This window comes from Paludifilum halophilum, from assembly GCF_002245355.1.
GTDB lineage: Bacteria > Bacillota > Bacilli > Thermoactinomycetales > DSM-45169 > Paludifilum > Paludifilum halophilum.
Window position 1 is genome coordinate 1 of record NZ_NOWF01000015.1, and the last position, 15,381, is coordinate 15,381.

Sequence of the window (15,381 nt, forward strand, 5' to 3'; positions counted from 1 at the left end):
TATTCCCAACCTCCAACGCTTCTTTGGAGACCTGTACTTTAAACTCGTTTGAGTAATTTTGCCGTTTCATCAGAAAAACCCCTTCCAACTTTAGTTTAGAACATCATCTCCAGGATGTCCAAAGTCGGATAGGGGCTTAAGAGACCAAACTACCTATGAGGGATTGAAACTACAACCAATCCATCCACAAATTCCTCGGCATCCTGAGTTACCAAACTACCTATGAGGGATTGAAACTGAACGTGGTGCGGATGATCGGACCGGTGTTGATGCGCGTTACCAAGCTACCTATGAGGAATTGAAACTTGGAAAGCTATTAAAAGAAAAAGGCCTGACCCAGAGTTATCGATCTACCTACGAGAATGCAAACTTTAAACGCGGTTCGATCAGACGGAGGAGTAGAATCAACGAGGTCCCAGTTTAAAGATGGATTTATTTCGTGAATCGAAAATGTCGTCGATGTCCAGTGAGGGAAAAACCCCCCGGGGATCGACGACATTTTTGTATTCAGGGGATTCCTTGATATCACGGGAAAAGCGAAAAAAGGGAGTTGTGGAGAGGCAGATTTTCGTGTACCTTAAGGAGAGAAGAAAATGGCTTGGTTATGGGCTTTTCTGGGGTTACCAAGCTACCTATGAGGAATTGAAACAAACGGTAATTCCCTTGAACCAAGGGGACGGCTTTCGTGTTACCAAGCTACCTATGAGGAATTGAAACCCCAAAAGTATGGTGATATCTAAAATTTCATCACCGTTACCAAGCTACCTATGAGGAATTGAAACCGGTCTATTCGCATCGACGTTGTAATGGCTTCGTAGGTTACCAAGCTACCTATGAGGAATTGAAACACAGGACTGTATCGGCTGATAGCCGATAGCCGTAGATGTTACCAAGCTACCTATGAGGAATTGAAACATCAATTGGTGTCAGAAGAGGTCGGGGGATACGTCGGGTTACCGATCTGCCTACGAGAATGCAAACTTTAAACACGGTTCGATCAGACGGAGGAGTAGAATTAACGAGGTCCCAGTTTAAAGATGGATTTATTTCGTGAATCGAAAATGTCGTCGATGTCCAGTGCGGGAAAAACCCCCGGGGATCGACGACATTTCTATATCCGTCGGATTCCTTGATAGCACAGGCAAAAGCGGGAAAAAGGAGTTGTGGAGAGACGGATTTTCGTTTACTTTAAGGATAGAAGGAAATGGCTTCGTCATGGGCTTTTCTGGGTTACCGATTTACCTACGAGGAATTGAAACCCTGTCACATCCCAGGCACTGATAGACTGAACGTCCGTTACCGATCTACCTACGAGGAATTGAAACTATTTCGTGGCTTGATCAGCTTTTTGCAGAACCGTCGTTACCGATCTACCTACGAGGAATTGAAACACTCCAATGGCGTAAGGGTCCAAAACTCATCCGGTTGTTACCGATCTACCTACGAGGAATTGAAACTGCTTCAGCTAAGCCCGTACAGTCGTCGTATTCCAGTCAGTTACCGATCTACCTACAAGGATTGAAACCTGAAACACGCGTTGCAACCTTTAACAAAGCTCCGCCTTCTTTGTACACTATCTACGAAAATACAATCTTCAAAAGCGGTTCGATCAGATGATGAAGCGTCCCATTTATAAAGATGGATTTATTTCGTGGATCGAAAGTGTCGTCGATGTCCGGTAGAGGAAAAAACCCCGGGGATCGACGACATTTTTGAAATGCCCGGATTCCTTGATACCATGAGAAAAGCGGGAAAAGGGAGTTGTGGAAAGGCGGGTTTTCGTGTACCTTAAGGAGAGAAAGAAATACCTTAGTTGTGGGCTTTTTTGGGGTTACCAAGCTACCTACAAGGAATTGAAACGCCGCCGCGAATGCCGCATCTACCTCATTCCATGGATCGGTTACCAAGCTACCTACAAGGAATTGAAACTGCTTCCTTACACTGTGGTTGTTTGGGTTATTGATCTGATTCAGCCGCGTGCTATCGATGCTGGACCCGGCGAGGGTTGATGCGTCTCCCTGTTTTCCAGGGGTTCTGTTTAGGTTACCGATCTACCTACGAGGGATTGAAACCGCATGCCCATGACGATATTTGCCGGAGTGGAAAGGATGTTGCCAAACTACCTACGAGGGTTAGGGATCGAGTGTGAACGTAACCCTGACCACTCAAGAACGTGCTAAATCAACACCTCTGGCAAACGCGGTTCGATCAGATGGAGAAGTAAAATTAACGGGGTCTCATTTATGAAAAATGGATTTTATTTCGGGAGGCGAAATGGTCGTCGATGTCCGGTAGGGGAAAAATCCCCGGGGATCGACGACATTTTTGTACCCGCTGGATTCCTTGATATCACGGGAAAAACGGAAAAAGGGAGTTGTGGAAAGGCGGGTTTTCGTGTACCTTAAGGAGAGAAAGAAATGCCTTGGTTGTGGGCTTTTTTGGGGTTACCAAGCTACCTACAAGGAATTGAAACAGATGAGGCTCTTTCTGTTCCTGACCGGGATCTTAACCGTTACCAAGCTACCTACAAGGAATTGAAACAACAGCTCCATCTTCTTGACATCCTCGAAGGTCAGCAGGGTTACCAAGCTACCTACAAGGAATTGAAACTAATAGTTTCTATCCTCCCCAGTGGGTTGAGGTTTTGGGAGTTACCAAGCTACCTACAAGGAATTGAAACATATAAAACAAAAATCATCCCGATGATCCCTACATCACTTAGTTACCAAGCTACCTACAAGGAATTGAAACCAACTCCCTTGCCTGTCGGACACAATCCCGCCATTTCTGTGTTACCAAGCTACCTACAAGGAATTGAAACCAAAAATATGGATATGTTGTCCGTATCGCTTATAGAAAAGTTACCAAGCTACCTACAAGGAATTGAAACGACGGATCGACCGGGTGCTGGTGATGCATGAAGGACGGAGTTACCAAGCTACCTACGAGGAATTGAAACATCAATTGGTGTCAGAAGAGGTCGGGGGATACGTCGGGTTACCGATCTACCTACGAGAATGCAAACTTTAAACACTTCGATCAGACAACGAAATAGAATCAATCAACGGTTTTAATTACAAGGATGGATATTTTGTGAATCGAAATTGTCGATGTCTTAGGGGAAAAACTACAAGAGTTCGAAGAGTATTCGTGCAGGTGGGAAATTTATGATGAATATCCAATGGAGAATGTTCATTAAATGGACTTTTATCATACTTCTCTCTTTTGTAGTCTTGGTTATCGTATTTTTCCAGCTTTTCGGATTATACCGTGTGTATGGAGACAGCATGGAGCCGGCATTGAAACATGATGAAATGGTGATGACCTTCAAATGGGGCCGAGATCCTGAGGTAGGGGACATTATCCTTTTTCGACAGGATCAGAACATCTATATCAAACGCGTCGTCGCCCTTTCCGGTTCTACGGTGGAAGCTAAAAACCAGCGACTATCCATCAACGGCAAACCGGCAAAAGAGGAGTATTTGTCAAAAGAACAGCCTTTGCAGGCGTTTGGTCCTGTCAACGTCCCGGAGGAAGCGGTCTTCGTTTTGGGGGACGATCGCGAAAAAAGCTATGACAGCCGCAAAATGGGCCCCATTTCCAAGGAACGAATCAAAGGGATTCTAATCGTTCATTAACTGTATCGGAGGGCAGGATATTGCGATTTTCCAATTGTGAGTATTTGAAAACGATCTGGCTCCAACCGCGAAAGACGATTTCGGAACTTCTCGAAAGCGACAAAAGGGTGTACATCCTGTTTGTATTGTTGGCCGGCATCGGACTCCGCCTGGATCAGTCCTCCAACAATAATCTGGCGGATCAAACCTCCATGGGGTATGTGCTGATATCGGCACTCCTTTTCGGGCCGATCATCGGGTTGATTGCGTGGTTCTTTTACAGTGGACTCACCCATCTGGTTGTTCGTTGGTTCGGAGGATCCGGCACCTGGCGCGAGACGAGACTCGTCTTTGCCTGGAGCACCATCCCTATGATTGCGAAATTGTTGCTTTGGATTCCCCTGTTATTGTTTTTCGGCAGTGATCTATTCACGGCGGTGACCCCCACGATCGATAGCGGGATCGGTCCGTTTAGCCTCTTTATGTTATTCGGCTTATTGGAGTTGATTTTAAGCATCTGGTTTTTCGTCATTCTTTCCCAGGGTCTGAGTGAGGTTCACGGTTTCTCCGCTTGGAAGGGCTTTTGGTCGGTCATTTTTCTTCCGCTGGCTCTGGTGGTTTTGATAGTCCTGGCAGTCATTCTGATTTCTTAAACGATGAGATCCCGAAGTAGAAAGGATTGGAACGGTTTGAGCCAGCTGTTATCCATCTTGCGTCCAGGGTATCGACATCTGAGAAATCAACGCGGTGCGTCTACCGTGGAATATGTGGTCGTATTGACGGCGGCGGTCGCTTTGGCCGCCATATTGTACAATGTATTGGCCAGTGACGAAATCAAGGGGACCCTACAGGCAAAAATCGAAAGCATCCTCACCGGGAACCCCGGCGCTACAGAACCGGCAGGCGGGGATTCCCCGAGCGGGGATACCGGTGGTGATTCGGAATCAGATCCTGCCCAGCCCGTATCCCATCCCACTGATCAACCGGATAATCCGTCATCCCCACCTCCCCAAAAAGAAGAACCGAGTACATGGGATCAAATCGGTAACTATCTGGATCGGAAGTGGAACTATACAAAGAAAAAGGCCGGCGAGTACTGGGATGGATTCTGGGGTGGAATCAAAGAGGAAGGACGTTATGCCATCAGTGACCCGGTGGGTTGGTGGTTTTGGGATGATATGAAATCCTCGATTAACGGTGTCGATGAGCGTACCGGCGAAAAGCTGGGATGGTGGGAACGGGGCGATCGTTTCATCAGCGGCATCCCTGTCGGAATCGGAAAAGGGTGGAAGTGGGGAAAAGCCGGTGGAAAGACAGCTTGGAAAGGGATCAAGGAAGTCGATGATTTTTTCATCGGACTGGCTTGCGCGAAGGAGAAGAAAGGAAAAGGTTGTACTGAAAAGAGAAGTGCACCTAAACATAATGTTGTTAACACGCTAAAGGATTTCAAAAGCTGTAAATATAATATGGGTGGACATGATCTACTTTTAGACAAAAGGGCAATGAAACATATTCTCGAAAGACATCACCCAGATTATTACAATACGGAACTTGCTAAAGGAAAGCAAAAAACAACTTTTTTTGATGAAAGTATGACGGTTGATGACATCATCTCAATTGTTGATAGAGGAATTAAAGACAACAGAGAGAAAATTATCAATAACATAATTCCTAATGGTGGACGTGGTCAAATTACAATTAATGTTGACGGGAAAGAATATATACTGGGCTTTAACAGATACCGAGTAGGTCAACTGTATCCCGAATAAAAACAAATCAGGAGATAAAAAGTATGTTTCTTGTTTGCTCGTTTATTAAAAAAGTTGGTGTAGAAATCAAGTCAAAAGAGGATCTTGAAAGGAATAGCGAAAAATATTTTGTGAACGTGAATCAATATGAGCAACTAAAAGAGATGGACGACAAACTGGATTGGGATTATCTTGATGGTGCCATTGAAATGAAATATTACAATGAAGAGATCCTAGGGTTTCAATATTGGGATTTGGTTGATCAGTGCTGGATGTATCTTTGTGATATGCTTGAAGAGTTAAGAGAGAAAAAGGAGACATCTCGCTTCTTTCCGGATATGCCTGTGAAAATTTCCATGGTAAAGCAGAATCCAGATCACATTCGTTTTTCTCTGGATTCCCGTATTTGGATCCTGCCGATGGAAGCCTTTCAGCAAGCGATTATAAGTGGTGCAGTGGATTTCTATACGAACCTGATGAATTGTTTCGGAAAAAGCCATCCCCGGTACCCTTGGTGGAAAGATGATCTGGAAAGGATTAAAAGGAAATTTAAAGGATAAACATTGGTTTTTTAAACACCACCACGGCCCTATTCCATAAAGCCGTTTAAAATGCGGTCATGGAGGGGAAAAATGATGGAAGTTTCTGGTGATATATCATTATAGAAAAAGAAATCTCTGAAGACAAACTTGTTCGTGCCCTGTCTGAAGTATTTTCCGTTTCGGAACAGGATATCGTTGCAGTCTACGATTATGAGGATTTTTTGGATGCAGATACCACTAAAAAAATAGTAGTCCAACTCACTTCTAAAAAAGGGGCAGTTTCGGTGCATGCTGGGTGTGTATCTACCAAATGAGTCCTTAGCTGGTGAAGCTAATCAACAACATATCAAAAAAATAGCTCAAGTTATGGCTACCCATTGCTTGATCACCGATGATAAGTACTAACAATCCGTATCAAATGGTACTGATTAATCCAGCGGGAAGCGAAGATCCGTTTCCTTAAAGGATATGAACCACGAAGACGTGATTGAGCTCAGTCCATAGATTTTAGACATATAATGAACCACCACGTAAATATTCAGTGGCGCCATCGGTTAAAACCGCCGGTGGCGATTTTCTGGAACTGAATCATATATCGGGTGGCGTTTGCGCTCGGCTCAACTTCTCAAAAACGTCTTCACTCACTCCCTCTATCATTGTACTCAAATCTTGCATTCCGGTAGACTGACCCACCCTGAAAGGCAGTCCCAAAGAGCATCCAGATCCTTTAACATTCGAGTGGTTCCCCGTCCTGTGATGCCCCGCTTCATTGCTTTCCATATATGATCTCCCCTTCATGATAAAATTCAATGACGAAAGAAGAGGCCGGGTTAAACAGCCATGTGTCAAAGCTGACTGCTGTAATATCATCGATCACCTCCATCACATTTTTCATTTTCGATTGAACAACCGGGTAACTTCCGTCACTCCAGATTAAGTATAACGTTTCATCGTGCACGGTATTTGTAAAACCGGAGATTTCCGACAATCTCTTTTTTCACCCTAATTGTCCCAATCAATCCTCCCGTTTATAGCGACAGGAAATAACCGACACATTGCTTCAACCACCTGATTGGACTTTTCTTCAGACAGCACTTCACAATATTCCCCTAAAGCTTCTAAGCATTCTTCGAATAAGGTCATTTTGTTATACTAATCCCCTGTTACACGCACTTTTTGAACCTTATTACCGACTAACTCAGTGGTTAACTTGAATAGTTCCGTTCGATCTCTCTCATCTAAAAAAAGACTCACCTGTTCCAGTTCACTTCTCAATTTGTCGATCTGACTGTTGGCCAATGTTAAGTCCGTTTTGTAATAGTCCTTGATTTTACGCAACATGAGATAACTTCCCCAATCGTTTGTCCTTTTAAATATACCGTAATGCAAATCAGAAGAGATCTCCAACATTTTAATGATCTTGTTCTCATGATCATACAAAAGAACGTCGATTCCCACGTCAGTCAGTACCGATCCATGTTGGCTTTTTACAAATCATGGTATCATGAGTCCAAAGATATGACGCAGGAGTATGTTCAAGAATTAAAACGCTCGATTCAGTATTTTCCGGGCCATGTTCTCAATCACATATCCTTAAGTATCTCCTATAAGGAACACGGTCAAGAAGAAAAGAGTCGGTATCATAGGGTGAAGGGATCGATCATATTGATCCGGAAAGTGACATGGCAGATAGAACGGATGTTCAGTTTTTTATCAGAGAACGTATTAAAAAATATCATGTAACCGGCCATGGCAATAATCATGGCCGGTTACATGATCACTTATTATTCGACATAATAAAGGAAGTTGAATTTATTGGATCAAGATATCCTGGTCTTAAAAAAGAATGCCAGAGGCGAAAAAGGTAGTTTTATTTACTTTTTACACGAAAGAAACCGATTTGATGAAAAATCCTACCGGGAATATTTCAATAGTGTGATTAACATTGTTAATAAAAGGGCGGATAAACCGTTGGATCGGGATATTTCTACGATGTTAGTGAAAAGTTACAGCTATATACTACGTTCATTTATTTTTTTACTTATCTCCCAATGACTTATCCGAAATTAAAAAGTATCCACAAGAATCATCTTTTGACTATATTGAGAACCTGACCATCTTAATCGAAAATTATTTTAGAGGAATAAAGGTGGATAGAAGTATCTTCTAGGATGTATCCGGTCATTCAAGTTGTGCCTTATAAACAGGGAGGGCTGGTATGGTCGAAGGAGATCCTTTGCGTTTTCACAAGAGATCGGAAATGGTCGCACCGGCCCTCTCCTATTGACCGAAACAAACTGAAAAATTACACAAATGCCTGTTATCGAGATCTGTGGCAGAGGAGAAAAATCCTTTTTGAATAATAACGGGAAACGGATCATGATCTATCAAGTCAAATCACTTTTAAACGAAGAATCGGAATGTATTCTTCAAAAGATGGTGTATGAGGATCTTATGAATATAAGAATGGCGACGACTAGTTCTTGGGATAAAGATGAAGACAGTGATCATAATATGGGGTTCCTTGTTGTATTTGACTTTCGGGACACGAGTATTTCTATTTCCAATGATTTTGTTCGTAAGGTGGAGGGTATTGCATTTCCGCAATTAAAAGTAGAAAATCTGCGTGATTACAATGGTTAATTTTAAAGAGGAACTTGAAGAAATCGATATCGCTTTGCGCACGAATTGGAAACCACGGCCCATCCAAAAAGTATCGATTCTTAGAGATCGATTAAAATGGAGTTATCAGGGAGATCAATGGGAATGGACTTTTGATGCAGGAGTAAAAATTTCTGTTGGTGATAACGACCTTTTAGTGGTAGCCAAAGATTCTTCGATTGGCATCATGGAGTTCTGGCTGGGCAGTAATATAGACTGGATCCATGATCGAGACAAGATCGGCGACTTATATTTTTTTGAACCGAACGAATTAAAGGAGATATGGAGAGAAGAGATAGTTCTCAAAACACCTGAATCGTATTGGGTCCGATAAGTCCGGGTTCACTTTCGCCATCGGAAAAGGGTGGAAGTGGGGAAAAGCCGGTGGAAAGACAGCTTGGAAAGGGATCAAGGAAGTCGATGATTTTTTCATCGGGCTGGCTTGCGCGAAGGAGAAAAAAGGCGATGGTTGTGGAGGTAAAAGAAATGAAAAGAATACGTCTTCCAATAAAAATCAAAATAACAGAAAGTCTTTTGGAAAAGGTAGTACAACAAAGTTACCTCCGGAAAATAGCCAGTCATATGATGATATTAAGAGAGTAATTGAATCATTAGAAAATGAAGGGAAATTGCCATCGGATTATTCGAGAAGTGGGAAGGCTGGGATGGCAGGAGGTAGAAAATGGGGGAATCAAGCAAATACCCTACCTCCGGGTAACTACAAAGAGGCCGACGTAGGCGCCAAAAATGCAGATGGTACTAGAGGTAGCGAACGAAAAGTTATTCAGACGACGGAAGGTATTACTATACAAGTGACCATTATGATAGTTTTATTGAAGTAAGTTCTAAGGATTTAAAGTAATACTTCTATCGAACACTTGAGTGCCTCCTTTGAGAGATACTCAAGTGTTATAAAGGAGGTATATTTTATATTGATAAAAAATAATGTATTAAAGAACATCAATCAAATAATAGAAAATAAAAATTTAATATTGGTAGGAAACAAGAGTGTACCACTGAGTTTAATTAAACAATCCTTAGAAGAAGAAATTCAGACGCTTCATGTATACGAATTGTCGGGAAGAAAAATGAAATCCAAAGAGGACTTTTACAATGAGTTTTACACTAAAATACCTTTAATCAATCATCCAGGCAAGAATTTGGATGCTGTAAGGGACTGTTTGCTTACCCTTGAACTTTATAACAAACAAAAACACCTCATATTTTGGAAAGATGCAGACGTTTTGTTGAAAAATAATACAAAGTTTTTTTATGAAGTTGTTGACTTGATTTTAGGGACTCTAAAAGAGTTAACTGTCGGCGATGAAATAGAAAAAGAGAATAGCCCGGAAGAGTTTAAAGACTGGATACCTACTTGGGTCGGTTGTCTTATTACAGGAGATTTAACACTTCTTCAAAACGAGTATGACTATTCCATATTAAAAAGTTTATTTTGGGAAGAAATGTTTTTTGAACTTGATTCTAATACTACTGTATTTTTGACTAAGTAGTTTATCCCTTTATGATGATCAAATTTATTTCGCGAATCGAAAATGTCGTCGATGTCCAGTAGGGGAAAAACCCCCGGGGATCGACGACATTTTTGTATTCGGGGGATTCCTTGATATCACGGGAAAAGCGAAAAAAGGGAGTTGTGAAGAGGCGGATTTTCGTGTACCTTATGGATAGAAGGAAATGGCTTGGTTGTAGGCCTTTCTGGGGTTACCAAGCTACCTATGAGGGATTGAAACCCTCCGGCTGCTCTTGGGGCTGCTTTTGAGGCTCCTTTTGGTTACCAAGCTACCTATGAGGGATTGAAACAAGCAGTACGCCGTTTTGTACGATGAAAATTCGGGCCCGCCGGTTACCAAACTACCTATGAGGGATTGAAACCCTGATGATTGCCATTGTCTTGAACTTCGTGTTCAGTTATCGATCTAACTATGAGGAATTGAAACCGGTCGGGAGCGGATGCGCTTTGTCATGCTGAATATGGTACTAAGCTACCTATAAGGAATTGAAACCCCTGTATATCATATACAGAGCAACTTGTAGAAAGAAAGTTACCAAGCTACCTATAAGGAATTGAAACACTCTCGGAGGAGCGTATAACCGCTGTCTCATAAGGTTATAGATCTACCTATAAGGAATTGAAACAATAAGAGCCGATAAAAGACGTCAAAACCCTTCGTAACAGCGTTACCGATTTACCTATGAGGAATTGAAACTCGGCTCCGGATTTCCCATTCAAATCCTCCTTTTTTATGGTTACCGATCTACCTATCGGATTCCTTGATGCCATGGGAAAAGCGAAAAAAGGGAGTTGTAAAGAGGCGGATTTTCGTATACCTTATGGATAGAAGGAAATGGCTTGGTTGTAGGCCTTTCTGGGGTTACCAAGCTACCTATGGGAATTGAAACTCCTTTCTCTGGAAAAATTTGAGTTTTCAGTCACCGATCTACCTACAAGGGTTGAAACCCGAAACACGCGTTGTACCCTTTAATAAAGCTCCGCCTTCTTTGTACGCCATCTACGAGGATACAACCTTCAAAAGCGGTTCGATCAGACGACGAAATACAATCAACGGGGTCCCATTTATAAAGATGGATTTATTTCGTGGATCGAAAGTGTCGTCGATGTCCGGTAGAGGAAAAAACCCCGGGGATCGACGACATTTTTGAAATGCCCGGATTCCTTGATACCATGGAAAAAGCGGGAAAAGGGAGTTGTGAAGAGGCAGATTTTCGTGTATTTTATGGATAGAAGGAAATGGCTTCGTCGTGGGCTTTTCTGGGGTTACCGATCTACCTACAAGGAATTGAAACCCGGAATACACAGGGCAATTTGATTGAAACAAACAAGGTTACCGATCTACCTACAAGGAATTGAAACTCCCTTGCCGGAATCAAGGCGGACTCAGGGGAAACCGTTACCGATCTACCTACAAGGAATTGAAACAATACAATTAAGGAGATGATCAAGGACTCGGAAGACAACGTTACCGATCTACCTACAAGGAATTGAAACTAACTTAGAAGTCATCGTTTCCCGGTATGGTGTGGAGTTACCGATCTACCTACAAGGAATTGAAACTAAAAACTTACCGTAGGTGTTATCGGACGGGCTTATCAAGTACCTATAAGGAGCTTTCCATACCACCCATTAAAGTGGGTGGTTAACGTTTGTCGTAGAATCGCTTTAAATGTGGACATTTAGTAAAAATACGATTCATATTTTGAGATAAATTTCTGAAGGGTCTTGCAACACAGTAAGGTTTTATAATAAGATTAAGTCGCAGTTATTTATACCCATCATTGGTGGTGACAGGGATTGCGGTTGAGGATACAGTTCGCTTTTCGGGACCCTTTGTTCTTACCCCAGTCTTATCAAAGGGCTTTGCAGGGGATGATTTATTCGGCGATCGATGATGAAAAGGTTCGATTTTTTTTGCATGAGGAAGGATTTTTGTGGAAAAAGCGCCGATTTAAGCCTTTCGTGTTTTCGTGGATGCAAGGTTCCTTTCGGATGAACAGCAAAGGATTTCTTTTTGATTCACCCGTTCATTTATACATCAGTTCCTGCTGGGAGCCTTTCATTCAAGCCCTGTCGCATTCCCTTTTAAACCGTTCCTGCATCGTTTTACACCATCAGCCTGTGACCATCGATGAGGTCGATATGTTGGAAGAACCGGAATTTGGGACGGAAACGGTGGTCAAGACCCTTTCACCGGTGACGATGTACTCCACTTTGCAGACAGCGGAAGGTCGAAAGGTGACCCACTACTACGATGTGCGGGAAAAGGCCTTCTCTGATTTGATTCACAAAAATTTGGTCAAAAAAGCCCAGACCCTTTATAACCTCGACTTGAACCAGTCTTCTTTTTCCATCGAACCCGTCGGCAAGGTAAAGCCGACTCAACAGAAACGGATTTATTACAAAGGATTTTTAATCAAGGCGTGGCATGGGACTTTTCGCATGAGGGGGGATCCAACTTTGCAGAAAGTGGCTTATCAAGTGGGAGCCGGCGGCAAAAACGCCCAGGGATTCGGGATGTTGGATTTTGTGAGCAGCGATGGGGGGACGGGGGAATGATCAGTGCCGTGCGACAACTCGGGGAGTGGAAGCTGAAGCGGGAAGCAAAGGATACGCTGGATGTCTTGATTCAGCCCATCGATGAGAACCGTTACCCGCATATCCTGATGATCCATCTTGACGGGGACCGGTGGACCGTGGAATTGGAGGAATGCCAAACATCAACGTCGGACCGGCTTTTGTATCGACGGGGATCTCCCCGGGGAATCAATTTCTCTCCGACAGCCATGGTGACAGATGCCACTACAACCTTTGACATCAAACTGCTGGCCTGGTTTAAAAAAGTGATCAAGGAACAAAAAAAGTATGAACCGACAGATATCGAGTGCATGGAAAAGGCTTACCGGATCATCGATGGGGATCAAGAGGCGATCATGGAACGGATTCAGGAAAAAATGAAGGGACTGAAAGGAGGGGTGGTGCTTTCGATCAAGATCGATGGAAGCTACCTGAAGGAGATTCCTGCTTTTGTGACGATTTTTTCAGCGATGGTGAATGAGAAGGACCTGAAAAACTTTGCTGAGAATCAGGTGTGTTCCGTATGTGGAAAAGAGCATTCCGTGGTATTGGCCGGTTCCAGCGCATTTAAATTTTACACCGATGACAAACCGGGATTTATCACCGGCCATTTCGATAAGAAGCGTTCCTGGCGAAACTACCCCGTCTGTATGGAGTGCAATCTGATGCTGCAGGAGGGGAAGCGTTTGGTCGAGGAGAGATTGAGGTTTCGGTTTTACGGATTATCTTATACGTTGATTCCGCAATTCTTATTCGGCGAAACGGAACTGCAGGAGGAGATTCTCGACATACTGATCAGCGGTGGGAAAAATCGTTCTTTGCAGGACCAATCAGTTAAGGACTACTTGGGGGAAGAAGACGAAATTCTTGAGGAATTGACCGATGCTTCCGATTCCTTGGTTTTAAATCTGTTGTTTATGCAAAAGATCCAATCCGCTGAGCGGATTCTGATGTTGGTGGAAGATGTGGTCCCCTCCCGTTTGAACACCATTTTTGAAGCGAAAAAATCGGTGGAGAGGAAATTCCCTTTCCGGGATGACCCGGATCGGTACAGACCCTATCATTTCGGGCGCCTGCGAACCTTTTTCCGAAAATCGGATGAAAACAAAAGGGATAACGACCTGGACAAGTATTTTCTGGAGATTACCGCTTCTGTTTTTCGGGGGCAAGAGTTGAATGTCCGTTTTTTGAGTACTTTTATGATGAAGGAAATCCGTAAAGGGTTTGTCCGGGAAGAGGGGATGGATCGTCTGGTTCGGGATGCGGTGATGAATCTTCTGTTTTTGGAAGCGTTGAAGATTTTGAGCAAAGGAGAGTCGGTATGGATGAAAGAGAGCCGGTTTGAAACGGTATTCCAACAGTATGGCCCTCATTTGAACCGTCCCGAAAAACGGGGGCTGTTTCTGTTGGGAGTCATGACGCAACTGTTGTTGCGGGTGCAGTATCGGGAGCGGCATGCCCATCCGTTTCAGAAACAATTGAAGGGGTTGAAGATGCATGAAAAAGATTTTTTAGGATTATTGCCGAAAGTACAGGAGAAGTTGCAGCAGTATGAAAGCTATGATCGCGGAAAACAGTTGTTGTCCCGGGAGATTTCCGATTTGCTGTTATCCTCCCGACCCGGGTGGAAGATGTCCGTGGATGAAATGAATTTTTATTTCGCCAGTGGGATGAATCTGTACGATCAAGTGACTCCGATCCTCTATCCGGAAAAAGAGTTATCCAAGGAGGCAGAAAAAGTATGAATCATCGATCCGAAGTCTTGTTCCTGTACGATGTTTCCTGGACCAATCCCAACGGGGATCCCGTGGATGAAAACAAACCCCGTATCGACGAAGAGACCGGTCGTAATATCGTAACGGATGTGCGTCTGAAACGAACTGCTCGCGATTATCTACACGATTTCAGAGGGTATGAAATATTTGTCCGGGAGATCGCCGATGAACAGGGGGCGATCCAGGATGCCAAACACCGCGCCGAGGATTTTTTGATCAAAGATGGGGAAAAAGTGTCCAAATCCGCTGTATCCTTACCGGAGATGAAACAGATCATCTGTGAAAACATGCTGAAGGAATGTATCGATGTCCGTCTGTTCGGAGGGACCATCCCGATTGAAAAATCCAATAAGGAAAAAAGTTCGATTACATTGACGGGCCCGGTGCAGTTTCAGATAGGCACCTCGATGCATCAGGTAAAATTGGAGTATCTCAAAGGGACCGGGGCGTTTGCCTCCGGTGAAGGGCAGACGCGAAAAACCTTCCGGGAAGAATATGTTCTCCCATATTCCCTGATCTCCTTTTACGGAGTGGTCAATGAAAAAGCGGCACAACACACGAAGATGTCCGAGGAAGATGTCTCCGCTTTGATGGAAGGGCTGTGGAACGGGACGAAAAATTTGATTTCCCGGAGCAAAGTGGGGCAACAACCGCGGATTCTGCTTCGCATCGTCTACCGGGAGGATTGTTTTCACATCGGTGAACTACATAAATTGGTCACCTTCCGGAGCGAAAAGTCGGATGAAGAGATCCGTCATGTGAACGACGGGGTCCTGAACGGCGACCGATTGGTGGCCAAGATGGAAAAGGAAAAAGAAAAAATCCTCCGGGTGGAATATCAGGTGGACGAGCAAGTTTCCGCCTCTCACCAACTGGATGAAGTGTGCCGGCGATTGGGGATTGAGTACAGAGAATTGGGTTTTTAGG

General features: G+C 43.6%; 14 protein-coding genes and 3 CRISPR repeat arrays. Of the genes, 12 read left to right on the forward strand and 2 right to left on the reverse strand.

Annotation, left to right across the window (positions count from 1 at the left end; genetic code table 11):
• Positions 1 to 619: 619 nt before the first annotated feature.
• Positions 620 to 916: a CRISPR direct-repeat array (repeat unit 30 nt; unit sequence GTTACCAAGCTACCTATGAGGAATTGAAAC).
• 288 nt (positions 917 to 1,204) lie between these two features.
• The 6 genes from CHM34_RS20370 (at position 1,205) to CHM34_RS17300 (ending at position 5,925) form a co-directional block, all read left to right on the forward strand.
• Positions 1,205 to 1,522, forward strand: coding sequence for a hypothetical protein (locus CHM34_RS20370; RefSeq protein WP_439116345.1), 318 nt, complete (start codon positions 1,205 to 1,207; stop codon positions 1,520 to 1,522).
• Between the two features lie 259 nt (positions 1,523 to 1,781).
• A complete protein-coding gene (locus tag CHM34_RS17280) occupies positions 1,782 to 2,009 on the forward strand; it encodes a hypothetical protein (protein WP_094265867.1) in 228 nt (75 codons plus the stop codon).
• A 434-nt stretch (positions 2,010 to 2,443) separates the two neighbouring features.
• A CRISPR array of direct repeats spans positions 2,444 to 2,959; the repeat unit is 30 nt.
• A gap of 211 nt (positions 2,960 to 3,170) precedes the next feature.
• Positions 3,171 to 3,638: a signal peptidase I gene (gene lepB / locus CHM34_RS17285; protein WP_169713808.1), complete on the forward strand. Its 468-nt coding sequence runs from the start codon at positions 3,171 to 3,173 to the stop codon at positions 3,636 to 3,638.
• Between the two features lie 20 nt (positions 3,639 to 3,658).
• On the forward strand, positions 3,659 to 4,270 hold the full coding sequence (locus CHM34_RS17290) for a Yip1 family protein (RefSeq protein WP_169713809.1): 612 nt from the start codon (positions 3,659 to 3,661) through the stop codon (positions 4,268 to 4,270).
• Positions 4,271 to 4,306: 36 nt separating this feature from the next.
• On the forward strand, positions 4,307 to 5,386 hold the full coding sequence (locus CHM34_RS17295; RefSeq protein WP_206093836.1) for a DUF4244 domain-containing protein: 1,080 nt from the start codon (positions 4,307 to 4,309) through the stop codon (positions 5,384 to 5,386).
• Between the two features lie 23 nt (positions 5,387 to 5,409).
• Positions 5,410 to 5,925, forward strand: coding sequence for a hypothetical protein (locus tag CHM34_RS17300; RefSeq protein WP_094265871.1), 516 nt, complete (start codon positions 5,410 to 5,412; stop codon positions 5,923 to 5,925).
• A 748-nt stretch (positions 5,926 to 6,673) separates the two neighbouring features.
• On the opposite strand, the gene CHM34_RS17310 is transcribed toward CHM34_RS17300, so the two are convergent.
• Positions 6,674 to 6,895: a CDI toxin immunity protein gene (locus CHM34_RS17310; protein WP_094265873.1), complete on the reverse strand. Its 222-nt coding sequence runs from the start codon at positions 6,893 to 6,895 to the stop codon at positions 6,674 to 6,676.
• 14 nt (positions 6,896 to 6,909) lie between these two features.
• Positions 6,910 to 7,050, reverse strand: a complete 141-nt coding sequence (locus tag CHM34_RS20375) for a CDI toxin immunity protein (protein ID WP_439116346.1) — start codon at positions 7,048 to 7,050, stop codon at positions 6,910 to 6,912.
• A gap of 1,212 nt (positions 7,051 to 8,262) precedes the next feature.
• On the opposite strand from CHM34_RS20375, the gene CHM34_RS17335 reads away from it, so the two are divergent.
• The 6 genes from CHM34_RS17335 (at position 8,263) to cas7b (ending at position 15,380) form a co-directional block, all read left to right on the forward strand.
• Entirely contained in the window at positions 8,263 to 8,550 is a 288-nt protein-coding gene (locus CHM34_RS17335; RefSeq protein WP_094265878.1) for a hypothetical protein, read from the forward strand.
• Entirely contained in the window at positions 8,534 to 8,902 is a 369-nt protein-coding gene (locus CHM34_RS17340) for a hypothetical protein (RefSeq protein WP_094265879.1), read from the forward strand. Before CHM34_RS17335 ends, CHM34_RS17340 begins: the two co-directional genes overlap by 17 nt.
• A gap of 598 nt (positions 8,903 to 9,500) precedes the next feature.
• Positions 9,501 to 10,079, forward strand: coding sequence for a barstar family protein (locus tag CHM34_RS17345; protein ID WP_094265880.1), 579 nt, complete (start codon positions 9,501 to 9,503; stop codon positions 10,077 to 10,079).
• 1,285 nt (positions 10,080 to 11,364) lie between these two features.
• Positions 11,365 to 11,662: direct repeats of the CRISPR family, unit length 30 nt; unit sequence GTTACCGATCTACCTACAAGGAATTGAAAC.
• Between the two features lie 237 nt (positions 11,663 to 11,899).
• Entirely contained in the window at positions 11,900 to 12,661 is a 762-nt protein-coding gene (gene cas6, locus CHM34_RS17350) for a CRISPR-associated endoribonuclease Cas6 (RefSeq protein WP_094265881.1), read from the forward strand.
• Positions 12,658 to 14,424: a TIGR02556 family CRISPR-associated protein gene (locus CHM34_RS17355; RefSeq protein ID WP_094265882.1), complete on the forward strand. Its 1,767-nt coding sequence runs from the start codon at positions 12,658 to 12,660 to the stop codon at positions 14,422 to 14,424. Before cas6 ends, CHM34_RS17355 begins: the two co-directional genes overlap by 4 nt.
• Positions 14,421 to 15,380 carry a type I-B CRISPR-associated protein Cas7/Csh2 gene (gene cas7b, locus CHM34_RS17360; protein WP_094265883.1) on the forward strand — a complete coding sequence of 320 codons (960 nt, stop codon included), beginning with the start codon at positions 14,421 to 14,423 and terminating at the stop codon, positions 15,378 to 15,380. Before CHM34_RS17355 ends, cas7b begins: the two co-directional genes overlap by 4 nt.
• The last annotated feature ends 1 nt before the right edge of the window (position 15,381 follow it).

Excerpts from the sequence above, each read along its gene's own strand:
- CHM34_RS20375 (WP_439116346.1), bottom strand. The coding sequence starts at position 7,050 with ATGACCTTATTCGAAGAATGCTTAGAAGCTTTAGGGGAATATTGTGAA.
- CHM34_RS17355 (WP_094265882.1), top strand. The coding sequence starts at position 12,658 with ATGATCAGTGCCGTGCGACAACTCGGGGAGTGGAAGCTGAAGCGGGAA.
- CHM34_RS17300 (WP_094265871.1), top strand. The coding sequence starts at position 5,410 with ATGTTTCTTGTTTGCTCGTTTATTAAAAAAGTTGGTGTAGAAATCAAG.
- lepB (WP_169713808.1), top strand. The coding sequence starts at position 3,171 with ATGAATATCCAATGGAGAATGTTCATTAAATGGACTTTTATCATACTT.
- cas7b (WP_094265883.1), top strand. The coding sequence starts at position 14,421 with ATGAATCATCGATCCGAAGTCTTGTTCCTGTACGATGTTTCCTGGACC.
- CHM34_RS20370 (WP_439116345.1), top strand. The coding sequence starts at position 1,205 with ATGGCTTCGTCATGGGCTTTTCTGGGTTACCGATTTACCTACGAGGAA.